General features: G+C 57.7%; 14 protein-coding genes. 7 read left to right on the forward strand and 7 right to left on the reverse strand.

Annotation, left to right across the window (positions count from 1 at the left end; translation table 11 throughout):
- The first annotated feature begins 4 nt into the window (after positions 1-4).
- Together pntB and HMPREF1144_RS28060 are read left to right on the forward strand one after the other, a co-directional pair.
- Positions 5-1,393, forward strand: a complete 1,389-nt coding sequence (pntB, locus tag HMPREF1144_RS28055) for a Re/Si-specific NAD(P)(+) transhydrogenase subunit beta (RefSeq protein WP_004851370.1) — start codon at positions 5-7, stop codon at positions 1,391-1,393.
- A gap of 144 nt (positions 1,394-1,537) precedes the next feature.
- Positions 1,538-1,726: a YdiH family protein gene (locus HMPREF1144_RS28060; RefSeq protein ID WP_004851368.1), complete on the forward strand. Its 189-nt coding sequence runs from the start codon at positions 1,538-1,540 to the stop codon at positions 1,724-1,726.
- A 128-nt stretch (positions 1,727-1,854) separates the two neighbouring features.
- Here the strand turns inward: HMPREF1144_RS28060 and uspE are convergent, their stop codons facing one another.
- The 6 genes from uspE to HMPREF1144_RS28090 all read right to left on the reverse strand — a co-directional run bounded on the left by uspE (position 1,855) and on the right by HMPREF1144_RS28090 (position 9,254).
- Positions 1,855-2,805 (reverse strand): universal stress protein UspE, encoded by a 951-nt coding sequence (uspE, locus tag HMPREF1144_RS28065; RefSeq protein ID WP_004851366.1) that lies wholly within the window; start codon positions 2,803-2,805, stop codon positions 1,855-1,857.
- Between the two features lie 137 nt (positions 2,806-2,942).
- Complete coding sequence (gene fnr, locus HMPREF1144_RS28070) at positions 2,943-3,695, reverse strand: fumarate/nitrate reduction transcriptional regulator Fnr (RefSeq protein WP_004851364.1); 753 nt, start codon at positions 3,693-3,695, stop codon at positions 2,943-2,945.
- A gap of 194 nt (positions 3,696-3,889) precedes the next feature.
- Complete coding sequence (gene ogt, locus HMPREF1144_RS28075) at positions 3,890-4,405, reverse strand: methylated-DNA--[protein]-cysteine S-methyltransferase (RefSeq protein ID WP_004851361.1); 516 nt, start codon at positions 4,403-4,405, stop codon at positions 3,890-3,892.
- Between the two features lie 454 nt (positions 4,406-4,859).
- Entirely contained in the window at positions 4,860-6,386 is a 1,527-nt protein-coding gene (gene abgT, locus HMPREF1144_RS28080) for a p-aminobenzoyl-glutamate transporter (protein WP_009654727.1), read from the reverse strand.
- Between the two features lie 112 nt (positions 6,387-6,498).
- Positions 6,499-7,944 carry a M20 family metallopeptidase gene (locus HMPREF1144_RS28085; protein ID WP_009654695.1) on the reverse strand — a complete coding sequence of 482 codons (1,446 nt, stop codon included), beginning with the start codon at positions 7,942-7,944 and terminating at the stop codon, positions 6,499-6,501.
- Positions 7,944-9,254 carry a M20 family metallo-hydrolase gene (locus tag HMPREF1144_RS28090; RefSeq protein ID WP_004851350.1) on the reverse strand — a complete coding sequence of 437 codons (1,311 nt, stop codon included), beginning with the start codon at positions 9,252-9,254 and terminating at the stop codon, positions 7,944-7,946. The genes HMPREF1144_RS28085 and HMPREF1144_RS28090 overlap by 1 nt, the downstream gene beginning before the upstream one ends.
- Before the next feature lie 166 nt (positions 9,255-9,420).
- On the opposite strand from HMPREF1144_RS28090, the gene HMPREF1144_RS28095 reads away from it, so the two are divergent.
- Both HMPREF1144_RS28095 and smrA read left to right on the forward strand, forming a co-directional pair.
- Positions 9,421-10,329 carry a LysR family transcriptional regulator gene (locus HMPREF1144_RS28095; protein WP_004851348.1) on the forward strand — a complete coding sequence of 303 codons (909 nt, stop codon included), beginning with the start codon at positions 9,421-9,423 and terminating at the stop codon, positions 10,327-10,329.
- Positions 10,330-10,411: 82 nt separating this feature from the next.
- On the forward strand, positions 10,412-10,975 hold the full coding sequence (smrA, locus tag HMPREF1144_RS28100; protein ID WP_004851345.1) for a DNA endonuclease SmrA: 564 nt from the start codon (positions 10,412-10,414) through the stop codon (positions 10,973-10,975).
- Here the strand turns inward: smrA and HMPREF1144_RS28105 are convergent.
- Positions 10,972-11,778, reverse strand: a complete 807-nt coding sequence (locus HMPREF1144_RS28105; RefSeq protein ID WP_004851343.1) for an IclR family transcriptional regulator C-terminal domain-containing protein — start codon at positions 11,776-11,778, stop codon at positions 10,972-10,974. The genes smrA and HMPREF1144_RS28105 overlap by 4 nt on opposite strands.
- Before the next feature lie 167 nt (positions 11,779-11,945).
- Between HMPREF1144_RS28105 and HMPREF1144_RS28110 the strand changes: the two genes are divergently transcribed.
- Genes HMPREF1144_RS28110 through pcaF form a run of 3 tightly spaced genes read left to right on the forward strand, consistent with a single transcriptional unit; the run spans position 11,946 to position 14,512 of the window.
- The gene (locus HMPREF1144_RS28110; RefSeq protein WP_004851341.1) at positions 11,946-12,632 is read left to right on the forward strand and encodes a 3-oxoacid CoA-transferase subunit A; all 687 of its coding nucleotides are present in this window, start codon (positions 11,946-11,948) and stop codon (positions 12,630-12,632) included.
- Between the two features lie 10 nt (positions 12,633-12,642).
- Entirely contained in the window at positions 12,643-13,299 is a 657-nt protein-coding gene (locus HMPREF1144_RS28115) for a 3-oxoacid CoA-transferase subunit B (protein WP_009654700.1), read from the forward strand.
- Between the two features lie 10 nt (positions 13,300-13,309).
- Entirely contained in the window at positions 13,310-14,512 is a 1,203-nt protein-coding gene (gene pcaF / locus HMPREF1144_RS28120) for a 3-oxoadipyl-CoA thiolase (protein WP_009654723.1), read from the forward strand.
- Positions 14,513-14,514: the final 2 nt, after the last annotated feature.

Here is a 14,514-nt window from a genome sequence, read left to right on the forward strand (position 1 = left end):
ACAAATGTCTGGTGGATTAGTTACAGCTGCATACATTGTTGCCGCGATTCTGTTTATTTTTAGCCTGGCGGGGCTTTCCAAACACGAAACCTCCCAGCAGGGGAACTACTACGGCATTGCCGGGATGGCGATTGCGCTGGTGGCGACCATTCTGGGGCCGGATAGCAGCAACGTCGCGTGGATCCTGCTGGCGATGGTTATCGGCGGCGCGATCGGTATTCGCCTGGCGAAGAAAGTTGAAATGACCGAGATGCCGGAGCTGGTGGCGATTCTGCACAGCTTCGTGGGCCTGGCGGCGGTACTGGTTGGCTTTAACAGCTATCTGCAGCATGAAACCGGCATGGAACAGATTCTGGTCAATATTCATTTGACCGAAGTGTTCCTCGGTATCTTCATCGGCGCGGTGACCTTTACGGGTTCCGTTGTGGCGTTTGGCAAGCTGTGCGGCAAGATGTCTTCTAAGCCGCTGATGCTGCCGAACCGTCATAAGCTAAACCTGGCGGCGCTGGTCATTTCTTTCCTGCTGCTGATCGTTTTCGTGCGTACCGACAGCATCGGCATGCAGGTACTGTGCCTGCTGGTGATGACCGTGATTGCCCTGGCGTTTGGCTGGCACCTGGTGGCCTCCATCGGCGGCGCGGATATGCCGGTCGTGGTATCAATGCTGAACTCCTACTCCGGCTGGGCGGCGGCGGCGGCGGGCTTTATGCTCAGCAACGACCTGCTGATCGTAACCGGTGCGCTGGTAGGTTCTTCCGGTGCAATTCTGTCCTACATCATGTGTAAGGCGATGAACCGTTCGTTTTTCAGCGTGATTGCCGGCGGTTTTGGTTCTGACGGCACGGCGTCCACAGGTGATGAAGAAGTGGGCGAGCACCGTGAAATCAGCGCCGAAGAAACCGCTGAGATGCTGAAAGGTTCCCAGTCGGTTATCATCACCCCGGGCTACGGCATGGCGGTTGCGCAGGCCCAGTATCCGGTCGCGGAAATCACTGAGAGACTGCGCGCGCGCGGAATCAAAGTGCGTTTCGGTATTCATCCGGTTGCCGGGCGTCTGCCGGGCCATATGAACGTCCTGCTGGCGGAAGCTAAAGTCCCGTATGACATCGTGCTGGAAATGGATGAGATCAACGATGATTTCTCCGATACCGACACCGTACTGGTCATCGGCGCTAACGACACGGTGAACCCGGCCGCGCAGGACGATCCGGGCAGCCCGATTGCCGGTATGCCGGTGCTGGAAGTGTGGAAAGCGCAGAACGTCATTGTATTTAAACGTTCAATGAACACCGGCTACGCTGGCGTACAAAACCCGCTGTTCTTTAAAGAGAACACCCACATGCTGTTTGGCGATGCCAAAGCCAGCGTCGATGCGATTCTGAAAGCGTTGTAAGGCCTGGTCGTTTAAAACCAGTGCTTCTTAAGCCGTCTCTTCTGAGACGGCTTTTTCATATAGGTAACGAAGGGGGTGTTTGCTCATAAAATAATCAGGGAAAGGTGTTACAATAGGCCGTTTTTCACCCAAACTGAGGATATTATGGATACCGAGTTAACCCCCGCGCAACTGGCCATCGAATTTCTGCGCCGTGACCCCGCTGCTTTAACCCCCGCGCAGTATCTGAAAAAGCTGAAATTGCTGGAACTTGAGTTCGCCGATTTAATGGCGCTTTCGTCCATGGAGCTTAAAGAAGAGATCGATCACGCCTGGCGCTTAGGTATCCACTAACGTTTTCGTTACCCGCAAAGCTGTTGAAATCGGGGCCAAATGGCCCTTTATTTTTGTTAATGGGATGCAAAAAAATCCCCCGCGCGGGCGGGGGATGACGTCTTATGACCTCAAATGAAGTCAACGGACTAATCGTCTTCTTCGTCGTCCAGTTCAACCGGCGTCTGGTACTGGTCCGGCTTCAGCGCCAGCAGGTCGCAGCGCAAGTGGTCAATAACCTGTTCAGCGGTATTGCCGAGGAAGGCTGCCGAGAGGCCGGTTCGACCAATCGTACCTAGTACCACGATCCCCGCCTGAAGATGCTCTGACAGGTCGGGAATGACCTCCTCAGGTAACCCTTTTTCAACGTGGGTGCGGCCTTCATCGATGCCGAATTTTTGCCGCAGCGCTTTCATGGCCAGCAGATGCTGACCGCGAATAGCGTCGTTATAGACGCTGGGGTCAAAATCAGGGAGCTCAATCGCGATATTGATGGGCGTGACGGGATAGGCGCCCACCAGGTGAACCTCTGTATGGTTAACCTGTTCCGCCAGCTCAATGGTTTCTCTGACCAGTTTTTCATTAAGCGCGTTGTGGTAGTTCTCTTCACTGGCGAGATTGACCGCCACCAGCGCTTTACCGCCTTCCGGCCACGGCTGATCTTTGACCATCCAGACCGGGCATGGGCATTTACGCAGCAGGTGCCAGTCCGTTGGGGTAAAAATCACCGCTTCCAGCTTGTCGTGCTGGTGCGCCATCTTCAGCACTAAATCATGCTTGTCGCTGATGATTTCCTGAATAATGGCTTCGAAGGGACGATTGTGCCACACCACTTTAATATCAATGGGCACGCCGGACTCTATATAGAATTTTGCCTGCTCGCGGATCCAGGCGGTACGCTGCCCGATGACGCCCTGGCGCATGGCCGTACGTTCGTCGGGGGAGAGCAGAGTGGTCATTTCATAAGAAAAATCATAGATCGGCAAAAAGGCTTTGATGCGGCCACCAATCCGTTGGTGCAGATACACCGCGCGCCGCAATGCAGGCTGGTCGTCCTGATTGGGGTCGATTACTACCAGCATGTTCTGATACTTCGCCATACAGGGTCTCCTTACAACTGTAACTACAGTCTGTATTAAAAAGATAACCTATATGGATGAAATGAAACAGGGGATGAGCCTGGCCAGATCAACAAATTAGAAAAAAATTCGCGATCCGGCCGGATACGGGAGGACTATCAGGCGACGTTGCGGGCCTGGCCAGCAAGCTGCGCCAGCAGGTCGCTGTTTTCGATGGTGATATATTTGCCTTTAACCGCCAGCATACCGCTTTTCTGGAAACGTCCCAGCAGGCGGCTGATGGTTTCTACCGTCAGGCCCAGATAGTTGCCGATATCGCCGCGGGTCATGGTGAGGCGGAACTCACGCGGCGAGAAGCCGCGCTGCGCGAAACGGCGGGACAGGTTGTAGATAAAGGCCGCCAGGCGCTCCTCTGCGTTCTTTTTGGAAAGCAGCAGGATCATATCCTGATCGCCTTTGATCTCGCCGCTCATCAGACGCATCATCTGCTGACGCAGGTTCGGCATCTTACCTGAGAGGTCGTCCAGCGTTTCAAACGGAATCTCGCAGACCATTGAGGTTTCCAGCGCCTGGGCAAAGCTCGGGTGGTGGGCGGTGCCGATGGCGTCGAAGCCGACCAAATCGCCGGCCAGATGAAAACCGGTGATCTGCTCATCGCCCTGTTCGGTGATGGTGTAGCTTTTAATGGTGCCAGAACGAATTGCATACAGCGATTTCAGCTCATCACCGGCTTTGAACAAGGTCTGTCCTTTCTGGATAGGCTTTTTCCGCTCGATGATGTTATCAAGCTGGTCAAGCTCATGCTCGTTCAGAGTAAAAGGGATGCAAAGCTGGCTAATGCTGCAATCCTGGCAATGGATTGCACAACCGCCAGACTGAATGCGTCGTATAATTCGCTTTTCCGGGATCATAAGTCTGCTCAGGCTTTAATTGATATTGGTCAATTTTAACATCTTTTTGGTGAGCAGGTAAGTCTCGAACCCCTGAAACACGTAATATTAAAAGGGTAAATCAGTTACCCATTTTATCTCATTGATTATAAATAAGTTATCTGGCGATGTTGGATTGTAAAATTACCTGAAAATTCCAGAAAAGGCACTTACGGTCAAAGGAGCAGATAGCCTTCGTGACGCAATAGCCACTCTTTTCGCTGCACGCCGCCGGCGTAACCCGTCATGGTGCCGTTACGCCCGATCACCCGGTGGCAGGGCACCACAATACTGACAGGATTTGAACCGTTGGCGGCACCCACGGCGCGCGCCGCGCCCGGACGTCCCAGCGCCTCCGCGAGCTGACCGTAGTGCATAACCTGGCCGCAGGGGATGGTGCGCAGCGTTTGCCAGACTTCCCGCTGAAACGGCGTCCCGCCGGTGGCGGTAGGTAAGGTGTCGATAATGGCGAGATCGCCCGCGAAGTAATCGCTAAGCTTACGGCTCAGGTTACCTGGATTACGCGAATCAACGCGTTGGTAGCCTTCACGGCGATAATGAACATCCAGCAGTTGTTCCATGCGGTCGCGGTGCTGATCCCACTCAACGGCCCGCAGGTTAAATTGCTCATCGCAAATCACCCACAGCGGCCCCAGCGGGGTGTCAATTTTATCTTGCAACAGCGTGAGCATCGGTCCTCCTTCAGCGAGGTTATTTTGGCAGGGCATCACCATAGCACGGCGCGATGTGGGCAAACCATACTCCGAAAAGGTCAACAAACAGGGTCAGCATGGACTATTAATTATGAGGTGAGGAAAGCGATGTTTATTTTTACATTAACTTGCAGACGCGTTGGCAAGGCGATTTTGCTACCTTTATCCGGCGGTGAATTCACCGGCAACCATCCGGCGCGGCAGATAAACAGACTGGCTTTCCTTGAGTCCATGATTTTCCGGCGTTTCTGCGCGGGTTTTTACCAACAAAGGTGGTGATATGCAATATATGATGACTGGCGTTGTCATTGTGATTATCAGCGGCTTAGTAATTCATCTGATCGCTTTGGCGATTGAAGGACTGTATAAAGTCATCAGTAATCGCACGACCTGGCGTTAACGTTTTTGTGGCCTTCCCTGGCCTGTCGCGACGTTAAGGTAATCGCGGATAAATACCCGGTCCGATGGGCAGACCCAGTAGGTACCAGCCAACCAGCAGCAGTAGCCAGACGGCAAGGAATATTAATGGATAAGGCAAGACCAGCGAGTAGTAGGTTCCCAGCTTAGCGTCGGGCCGGTAGCGCTGTAAGAAGCCGAGAAATAGCGGCACAAACGGCGATACCGGCGCCAGCGGCAGCACCGATGAGTCGGCGATGCGAAACAGAATCTGCGCGAATGCCGGGTGAAAGCCCAGCAGCATAAACATCGGCACGAAGATCGGCGCCAGAATCGACCAGATTGCCGAACCGCTGGCGATAAACATACACAAAAAGGCGGAGAGCAGCGCCAGGCCGACAAACGCCGGTACGCCATTCATTCCCGCGCTCTCCAGCAGATCCGTTAAGCCGACGGCCATAAATTTGCCCATATTGCTCCAGTTGAACATGGCGACGAACTGGGCCAGCGGGAAGACCATCACGATAAAACCTGCCATCTCTTTCATCGGCTCAATCATTAGCTGAGGCAGATCGGCCTGGCGGCGAATTTTGCCGGTGGCGATGCCGTAGGCCAGTGAAACGACGAAGAAGAAAAAGATAATGAGCGGGACGATCCCTTTTATAAACGGCGAAGGCATCACGGTATGCTTGATGGGATCGCGCAGGATACCGTTTTCCGGCACGACCATCAGCGCGATCGCCGCCACGAATAACAGCGCGGCCACGCCGGCCACGCGCAGGCCGAAGCGCTGTTCCGGCGTCAACGTCTGCAGCGTTTCATCGCTGTTGCCTTGCCATCGCCCTAATCGCGGCTCCACCAGTTTATCGGTAATCAATCCGCCAACCAGCGTGAGAACGATCACTGAGGTTGCCATAAAATACCAGTTATCAATCACGCTGACGTGAAGTGAGGCGTCAAGGGTTTTTGCCGCTTCGGTGCTGATGCCAGAGAGCAGGACATCGGTGGTGACGATGAGAAGATTGGCCGTGAAGCCGCAGCCGACGCCAGCGATAGCCGCCAGCAGCCCGGCAACCGGGTGGCGGCCGACGGCGAGGAACATCAGGGCGCCTAGCGGCGGCATAATCACCAGCGCGGCATCGGAAGAGATGTGGCTAAAGAAGGCGATAAACAGCACCATATAGCTGGCGTAACGGGCGCTAACGTGGGATGACATTTTCACCATCAGCGAAGGCAGCAGGCCCACTCGTTCCGCAAAACCGGCCCCCAGCACCAGAGCCAGAATGGCCCCCAGCGGCGCGAAACCGCTGAAGTTCTTAATGACGTTCGGCAAAAACCAGTGCAATCCTTCAACGCTAAGCAAATTTTTCACCACCACTCGCGAGCCGTCGGTGGGGTTATGTACCCCGACGTTCAGCGCCGACAGGATGGCGGTGGCGACCATTAACGCCACAATCAGATAGATAAACAGTAAAAACGGATGCGGGACCTTGTTACCTATTTTTTCAACCCAGCCATAAAGCTTACCGGTGGGGGAAGGCGACGGTATGGATGACATACTCATGGGCGTTCCTCAGTTGTCGTTGTTGTGTTGGTTGTCTCTTTACCCCAGGGCGTGTCAGCCGTTGTTTTTTTGGCGATTACCGCGTTGCCGTACTCCATCCACGGGGCTTTTATTATTTTAAAATCGAAGGCTTGACCTCCTTTGGAATGGGGCACCGGTAAGGCCTTTCGGCTAAGACCTGGGCCAGTTCCTGCTGGCTGGCGGTCAGTAACGCCCTGTCGCTGAACAGACGAATGGCCGTCGCGCCCAGCACTTTCCCCGCCAGCAGCATCCCTTTGTGGGCGATGGAGGTTCTGCCCTGGCTCACCAGTTGCCAGGAGTGAAGCGGGGTCCCGACGGCAAAACAGGGGCTGAAGCACTGGGCCACGGGGGCCTTCCGGCTTACGTCGCCGACGTCGGTAGAGCCCACAAGGATGTTGTCCGTTGCCGCCCACGGCGCCACTTCATCGATCAGGCGCGTTTCGCGGTGGCGGCGGGCGAACGCTTTCCCGTCCTCGCCGCCGGTGTCGGCAATGTTTTTCAGGCTGTTATTGATATCGTTCGCGCTCAAGGTTGCGCGAATTTCGGCGGCGAATGCGCGCTCTTCCGCGCTCCAGGGCGGCGTGCCGTAATGGCAAACCGCCTGATACATCGCCGCTTCCAGCGTGCGGTTGGGCAGATAGCTGGAACAGGCTTTTTCGAAGCGACAGCTGACGCGGGTCTCGGTCATCAACGCCGCGCCCTGGGCGATTTTCTCGATCCGGGCGAAGATTTGCTGCGCATCGGCCATTTCCGGCGCGCGAATGAGATACAGCACCTCCGCCTGCGCCTGGACAACGTTGGGGGAGACGCCGCCGGTATCGGTGATGGCGTAGTGCACCCGCGCCTTTTCGATAATATGTTCGTTAAGGAAGTTGCTGCCGGTGGTCATCAGCGTCACGGCATCCAGCGCGCTGCGGCCCAAATGCGGCGAGTTTGCCGCGTGCGCCGCAGTGCCGGTAAACCGCCACGCCGCCTGAATGTTGGCAAGGGTACGGGTGCTGAACATCCCGGCCCAGGCTTCCGGATGCCAGGTCAGGGCGGCATCGATGTCATCGAATAACCCCTCGCGGACCATGAAGGTTTTCCCCGAGCCGCCTTCCTCGCCGGGACAGCCATAGAAGCGAAGCGTGCCGGCGCCACCCTGTTGCTGCAGCCAGTTCCTGGCGGCGAGCGCGGCGGCGAACGCCGCCGTACCAAGCAGATTATGCCCGCACCCATGGCCGTTTTCTCCCGGTGTCGAAGACGCGGGTTCCGCGCAGTGGGCCTGCTGGCTGAGCCCCGCCAGGGCGTCAAATTCGCCGAGGAGGGCAATCACCGGTTGGCCCGCGCCGAAGCTGGCGATAAAGGCGTTGGGGATCCCGCCGGCATTGCGGGTCAATTGAAAGCCTTCCGCTTCCAGCGCATCGGCCAAACGCGCAGCGGACCAGAATTCCTGAAAGCGGGTTTCCGGATGGTCCCAGATATCATCGGCAATGGCGCAAAAATCGTTGCGCCGTCCCTCAATAACGTCATCGACAAATTGATAAACGTGTTCCATTACACACCTCGCTGCCAGGGAAAGTTCAGGGCGACGCGTGCTAACGTTTCAACGGCCAGGGTCATCACGTTCTCGTCGAAATCGAATTTTTCATTGTGGTGACCGGCGCTCAGCTCCGTGCCGAATATCATGTATGAGGCGAGACCGCCGCGCTCCTGGACCCGGGCCATCATCAGAGTGGCATCCTCGGAACCCGCCGGGGCAGCGATACGATCGACAGCCTGTTTAACGCCGGGGACCTGGGCCGTCTGCTGGCGCAGATAGTCCACCCACGCCGGTGACGGGGCGCTGGAGGTGGCCGCGCCCATCAGCTGCAGCTGGTAACGGGCTTCATACATGGTCGCCGCGCCGGCGATCGCCTGTTTGGCCCGCTCAAAGACGTACTGGTTAATGACATCGGTTTCGCCACGGGTTTCGACTTTTAATCGCGCGGAAGAAGGAACCACGTTACGCCCGGTACCGGCCTGCATGACGCCGACGTTAACCCTTGACGCCCCGGCGCTGTGGGGCGCGATGGCGTGCAGGGCAAGGGCGGCCTGGGCCGCCGCCAGTAGCGCGTTACGGCCATCTTCCGGTTTACCGCCCGCGTGGGCGGCGACACCGCTGAACAGCACATCGAATTTGGTGGTGGCCATAAAGTTATCGCCGCCGCAGACGACGGTGCCGGAAGGGACGCCGGTACCGATATGAATGGCGGTGAAATAGTCCACGTCATCAAGCACGCCCGCCGTCACCATAGCGCGCGCGCCGCGGGTACCTTCTTCCGCCGGCTGGAAAATCAGCTTGATCGTCCCGTTGAGCTGCGCGGCATACTCCTTCAGCACGTGCGCCAGACCCAGTCCGATCGCGGTATGGCCGTCGTGGCCGCAGGCATGCATCATACCGTCGTTGCAGGAGGCGAAACGATCGCGATGCGGACGGTGACTATCGTCATGTAGCTCGTTGAGATCGAGCGCATCCATGTCGACGCGAAACGCCAGCGTTGGCCCCGGCCGCCCGGTATCGAGGGTCGCCACCACTCCGGCGAAGCCGCCTTCAAACGCCGGTAGCCAGCGTTCAGGCGCACCCTGCGCGCGGGCGCGCTGGAACGCCTGCGCCAGGGTCTCTTCATCAGGCAGGCCCATACGGCTATCGGCATCGATAACGTCGCGCCCCAGCGCCAGCTGATAACCCAGACCGTCTAATACTTCCGCCACTTTGCTGGCGGTGCGGAACTCCAGCCAGCCGGATTCCGCATGCAGGTGAAAATCGCGACGCCATTCGGTCATTTTTGGCGCCAGCTGGTTGATGAAATCATAAAGTTGCGGCATAACCTTTCCCGTTATAAGCAAAAACTGTGATGGTGTTCACGAAGTGATAGCCTTTACTTATCACTCATCACTTTCATGCACTCTCATCCTTAACCTGCCACAGCACGATCGATTACAGTAGATGTCATTTTCTTCTGTCTGATAAACACTGGTTATCACTCACAACATGTCATTTCAGATTAAATTTCACCACATTCGCGCCTTCGTTGAGGTCGCGCGCGAAGGAAGTATTCGCGGCGCCAGCCGGGCGTTGGCGATTTCGCAGCCGGCGTTGACCAAAGCGATTAAAGAGCTGGAAGAGGGGCTCTCCGCGCAGCTATTTGTGCGCCGTAGCCAGGGGGTGGCGCTGACCGAAAATGGCGAAAGCTTTTATCAACATGCGAGCCTGATCCTGGAAGAGCTGCGGGTAGCGCAGGATGAATTGCTGCAACGTCAGGGCGAGCAGGCCGGGCAGATTAATATCGGCCTTGGCGCCAGCGTAGCGCGTTCGCTGATGCCTTCGGTTATTTGCCGCTTTCATCAGCAGCATCCGCTGGTGAAGGTGCGGATTATGGAAGGACAGCTGCTGGCGATGATTAATGAACTGCGCCAGGGTGAGCTGGATTTCACCATCAATACTTACTATCCCGGCCCCTACGATCATGAATTCAGCTTTGAGAAGCTATTTGAGAAACCCTTCGCGGTATTCGCCCGCGCTGGTCACCCGGCGGCACACGTCACTTCACTGACCGAGCTGCTCGATCGCCACTGGACGATGCCGACGCCGCGCGGCAGCTACTTCAAACAGCTGCAGGAGATGTTTAACCAGGCCGGACTGGCGCCAAAGGTTGATATCGTTTGTGAGACCTTCTCTTCGTGCATTAGCCTGGTGGTGAAAAGCGATTTTCTCAGCATTCTGCCGGTCGAACTTGGCAACGACCCGATGATGGCGGATAAGCTGGTGATGATCCCCATCCGCGAAGCGTTACCTAAAGCCACCTATTTTCTGATTCAGCGCCGCGATACGCGGCAAACGCCCTTAACCGCGTCATTAATTACGCTGTTTCGTCGTCAGAGCCGACAACTGTTTCCATAATCGCGCAGAGGTGGTTAAACGCGTTGAGGAGGCGCCGCGAGACGGCTATAGTAACCACCCGGTAGTAGCTGGAGGAGCGCGCATGAACCTTGACGACAAATCCCTATTCCTTGGCGCCATGGAGGACGTTCAGCCTCTGAAACATAATCACGACGTTCACTGGCACCCCGCGCGCAATACTCGCGCCGCGCAGCGGATTGATCCCCTGCAGCTGGATAACTTTCTGACCACCGGCTATCTCGATATTGTGCCGCTGGCAACCGCCCTTGAGTTTAAGCGGGAAGGTCTGCAAAGCGGCGTACTGGAGAAGCTCCGGCGCGGCAAATACGGCCAGCAGGCAAGCCTCAATCTGCTGCGCCAGCCGGTGGAGAAGTGCCGACAGAATCTGTTTGCTTTTGTGGTCCAGGCGCAAAAAGAGGGGCTGCGTAATGTGCTGATCGTGCATGGCAAAGGGCGCGACGATAACGCGCACGCCAATATTATTCGCAGCTACCTGGCGCGCTGGCTGGTGGAACTCCCGGAAGTCCAGGCGTTCTGCGCGGCGTTACCGCACCACGGCGGCAGCGGCGCCTGCTACGTGGCCCTGCGGAAATCGGCGGAGGCAAAGCAGGAAAACTGGGAGCGCCACGCCAAGCATAGCCGCTAGCGCATCAGCAGCGTCAGTTCCCGGGCTGCTTTCTGTAGCTCGGGTAACACCCGCTCCAGCATCTCGTGCGTGGAGACCTGCCCGGCGTGTACGCCGACGTTCAGCGCAGCCTGAATCTGCCCCTGAGGGTTAAACAGCGGCACCGCCAGCGAGCGCAGCCCCATCTCGAGCTCCTGATCGTTAAGCGCGTAGCCCTGCTGGTGCACGCGCTTGAGTTCGGTACGCAGCTTCGCAACCGAATCAACGGTTTGTGGGGTATAGCGAATCATCGTGACCCGGCCCAGCATATCGTTCAGCTTCTCCTCCGGCTGATAGCTCAGCAGCACGCGTCCCATGGAGGTCGCCCAGGCGGGCAGGCGGCTGCCGATGTCGAGATCGATGGTCATAATGCGTGAACTGGACGCGCGAGCGATATAAAGAATGTCGTCGCCGTCGAGAGTGGCGATGGAGCAGGACTCATTGAGCATTTCGCTTAAATGCTTCAGCACCGGCTGCGCCGAACGCGCCAGCGGCGTGGAAGCAAGCCAGGCGTGGCCCAGTGCCAGAATTTTCGGTCGCAGCTGGAAATTTTTACCATCTTCGGCGTAAACAAAGCCCAGTTTGCTCAGCGTATACAGGCAGCGGCGCACCGCCGCGCGCGGAATACCGGTCTTTTGGCTGATCTGCGAAATTGAGAGCAGCGGGCGCTGCGGAGTAAACGCCTGGATCACCTCCAGCCCGCGCGCCAGCGAAGCCATAAAGTTCGGATCGCCCTTAAACGGATCGCTATCGCCCGTCAGTAAATCATCTGGATGCTTCTCCATTTTCTTCTCCGTATTTGCCGTCGATCACATTCTTTCGCTAAACATACACGATGTTCGATTATCGCACCATATTTCGATTATCGCCCTTGACCAGCATCGTTAAGCGGGTCACATTTTGTGCGAACAACGAATAAAAGTGCGATTACCGCACATACAGGAGCGACCTGATGATTGATAAAAGCGTGTCGACGCTACGTGATGCCATCGCCGGGATCCACGACGGGGCGACCATAATGATTGGCGGTTTTGGCCCCGCCGGGCAGCCGACGTACCTGATAGATGCTCTGATAGAACAGGGGGCCCGTGATTTAACCATTATCAATAACAATGCGGGCAACGGCGAAGTCGGCCTGGCGGCGCTGCTGAAGGCCGGTCGGGTGCGAAAAATGATCTGTTCGTTCCCACGTCAGGTTGATTCGCAGATTTTCGATGACCTTTATCGCCGCGGCAAAGTTGAGCTGGAGCTGGTACCGCAGGGGAATCTCGCGGCGCGGATCCAGGCGGCAGGCGCGGGCCTCGGCGCGGTGTTTACCCCCACTGGCTACGGTACGCCGCTGGCGGAGGGGAAAGAGACCCGCGAAATCGACGGGCGTCATTACGTGCTTGAATACCCCATCAGGGCCGACTTCGCGTTGATCAAAGCCCACCAGGGCGACCGCTGGGGAAACCTGGTGTATCGCAAAGCGGCGCGCAACTTCGGCCCGATTATGGCGACCGCCGCCAAAACCACCATCGTGGAAGTTTCGCAGCTGGTGCCCTTGGGCGAGCTCGATCCGGAAAGCATCATCACGCCGGGGATTTTTGTTCAGCGCGTCTACTCCCTGGAAAACCTGATTGCCGCTAAAAGCGCCTGAGGAACCCGTAATGCAAAAACTGACTCGCGATGAAATGGCCCAGCGCGTAGCCCGCGATATTCCCGAAGGCGCTTACGTCAACCTGGGGATCGGCTTACCCACCCGTATCGCCAACTACCTTCCTGCCGATAAAGAAATCTTCCTGCACAGCGAAAACGGCCTGCTGGGAATGGGGCCAAAGCCGCAGACTGGCGAAGAGGACCCGGAGCTGATTAACGCCGGAAAAGAGTATGTGACTCTGCTGCAGGGCGGCTGCTACTTTCACCACGGCGACTCCTTCGCCATGATGCGCGGCGGCCATCTCGATATCTGCGTGCTCGGTGCCTATCAGGTTTCCGCCAGCGGCGATCTGGCGAACTGGAGCACCGGCGCGCCCGACGCCATTCCTGCCGTCGGCGGGGCGATGGATCTGGCCATTGGCGCTCGTCAGGTCTTCGTGATGATGGATCACCTGACTCGTGATGGTGAATGCAAGCTGGTAGAGCACTGTACCTATCCGCTGACCGGCGTCGGCTGCGTCAGCCGGATTTACACCGACCTGGCGGTTATCGATATCAGCGAAAGCGGCCCGGTGGTGCGGGAAATCTTCAACGGCCTCTCTTTTGAGGAACTGCAGCGCATCACTCCGGTGGCGCTGACTTTTGCACAACTGGCGGAAAGCGCGTAAGGAACCTATGATGAATCAGGCATTTATCTGTGATGCGGTGCGCACGCCGTTCGGCCGCTTTGGCGGTACCCTGGCCACCCTGCGCGCCGACGATCTGGCGGCGCTGCCGCTGAAGGCGCTGCTGGAGCGCAACCCGGGACTCGATCCGGCGCGTATTGACGATGTGATTTACGGCTGCGCTAACCAGGCGGGGGAAGATAACCGCAACGTCGCGCGCATGGCGCTGCTGCTGGCTGGTCTGCCGGAAAGCGTACCGGGCAGTACCGTAAACCGCTTGTGCGGTTCCAGCCTCGATGCGATCGGTATCGCAGCGCGCGCGATTAAAAGCGGCGAAACTCAGCTGATGATCGCCGGCGGCGTGGAGAGCATGTCGCGCGCGCCGTTTGTGATGGGCAAGGCCGAAAGCGCCTTTAGCCGCACGATGCGGATGGAAGATACCACCATCGGCTGGCGCTTCATTAACCCGCAGATGAAAGCGCTGTACGGCGTGGATTCGATGCCGGAAACGGCGGAAAACGTGGCGGACGATTTCGCCATTTCGCGGGAGGACCAGGATACGTTTGCGCTTCGCAGCCAGCTGCGTACGGCGGCGGCGCAGGAGGCCGGACGCTTTGCCGACGAGCTGATCGCCGTCTCGGTGCCGCAGCGTAAGGGCGAACCACTACTCTTTAGCCGCGATGAGCACTCGCGCAGCACCACGGCGGAGGCGCTGGCCAGGCTGCGCGGCGTGGTGCGCGCCGACGGTACGGTGACGGCAGGTAACGCTTCCGGAGTCAACGACGGCGCCTGCGCGCTGCTGCTTGCCAGCGAGCAGGCGCTGGCCGCCAATGATTTACAGCCGCTCGCCCGCGTGGTGGGCGTCGCGACGGCAGGGGTGGCGCCGCGTATTATGGGATTTGGCCCGGCGCCGGCGGTACGTAAGGTGCTGGCGCAAACCGGGCTAACGCTTGGGCAGATGGACGTCATTGAACTGAATGAGGCCTTTGCCGCTCAGGCGCTGGCGGTCACGCGCGATCTGGGTCTGCCCGACGATGCGGCGCACGTCAACCCTAACGGCGGCGCGATAGCCCTCGGACATCCGCTTGGCGCCTCCGGCGGCCGTCTGGCAATGACCGCGGCGTACCAGCTGCGCCGTACCGGCGGGCGCTATGCGCTGTGCACCATGTGTATCGGCGTCGGTCAGGGGATCGCGCTGATTATAGAACGCGTTTAAGG

It is taken from the genome of Klebsiella sp. OBRC7, from assembly GCF_000293135.1.
Taxonomy (GTDB): domain Bacteria; phylum Pseudomonadota; class Gammaproteobacteria; order Enterobacterales; family Enterobacteriaceae; genus Klebsiella; species Klebsiella michiganensis.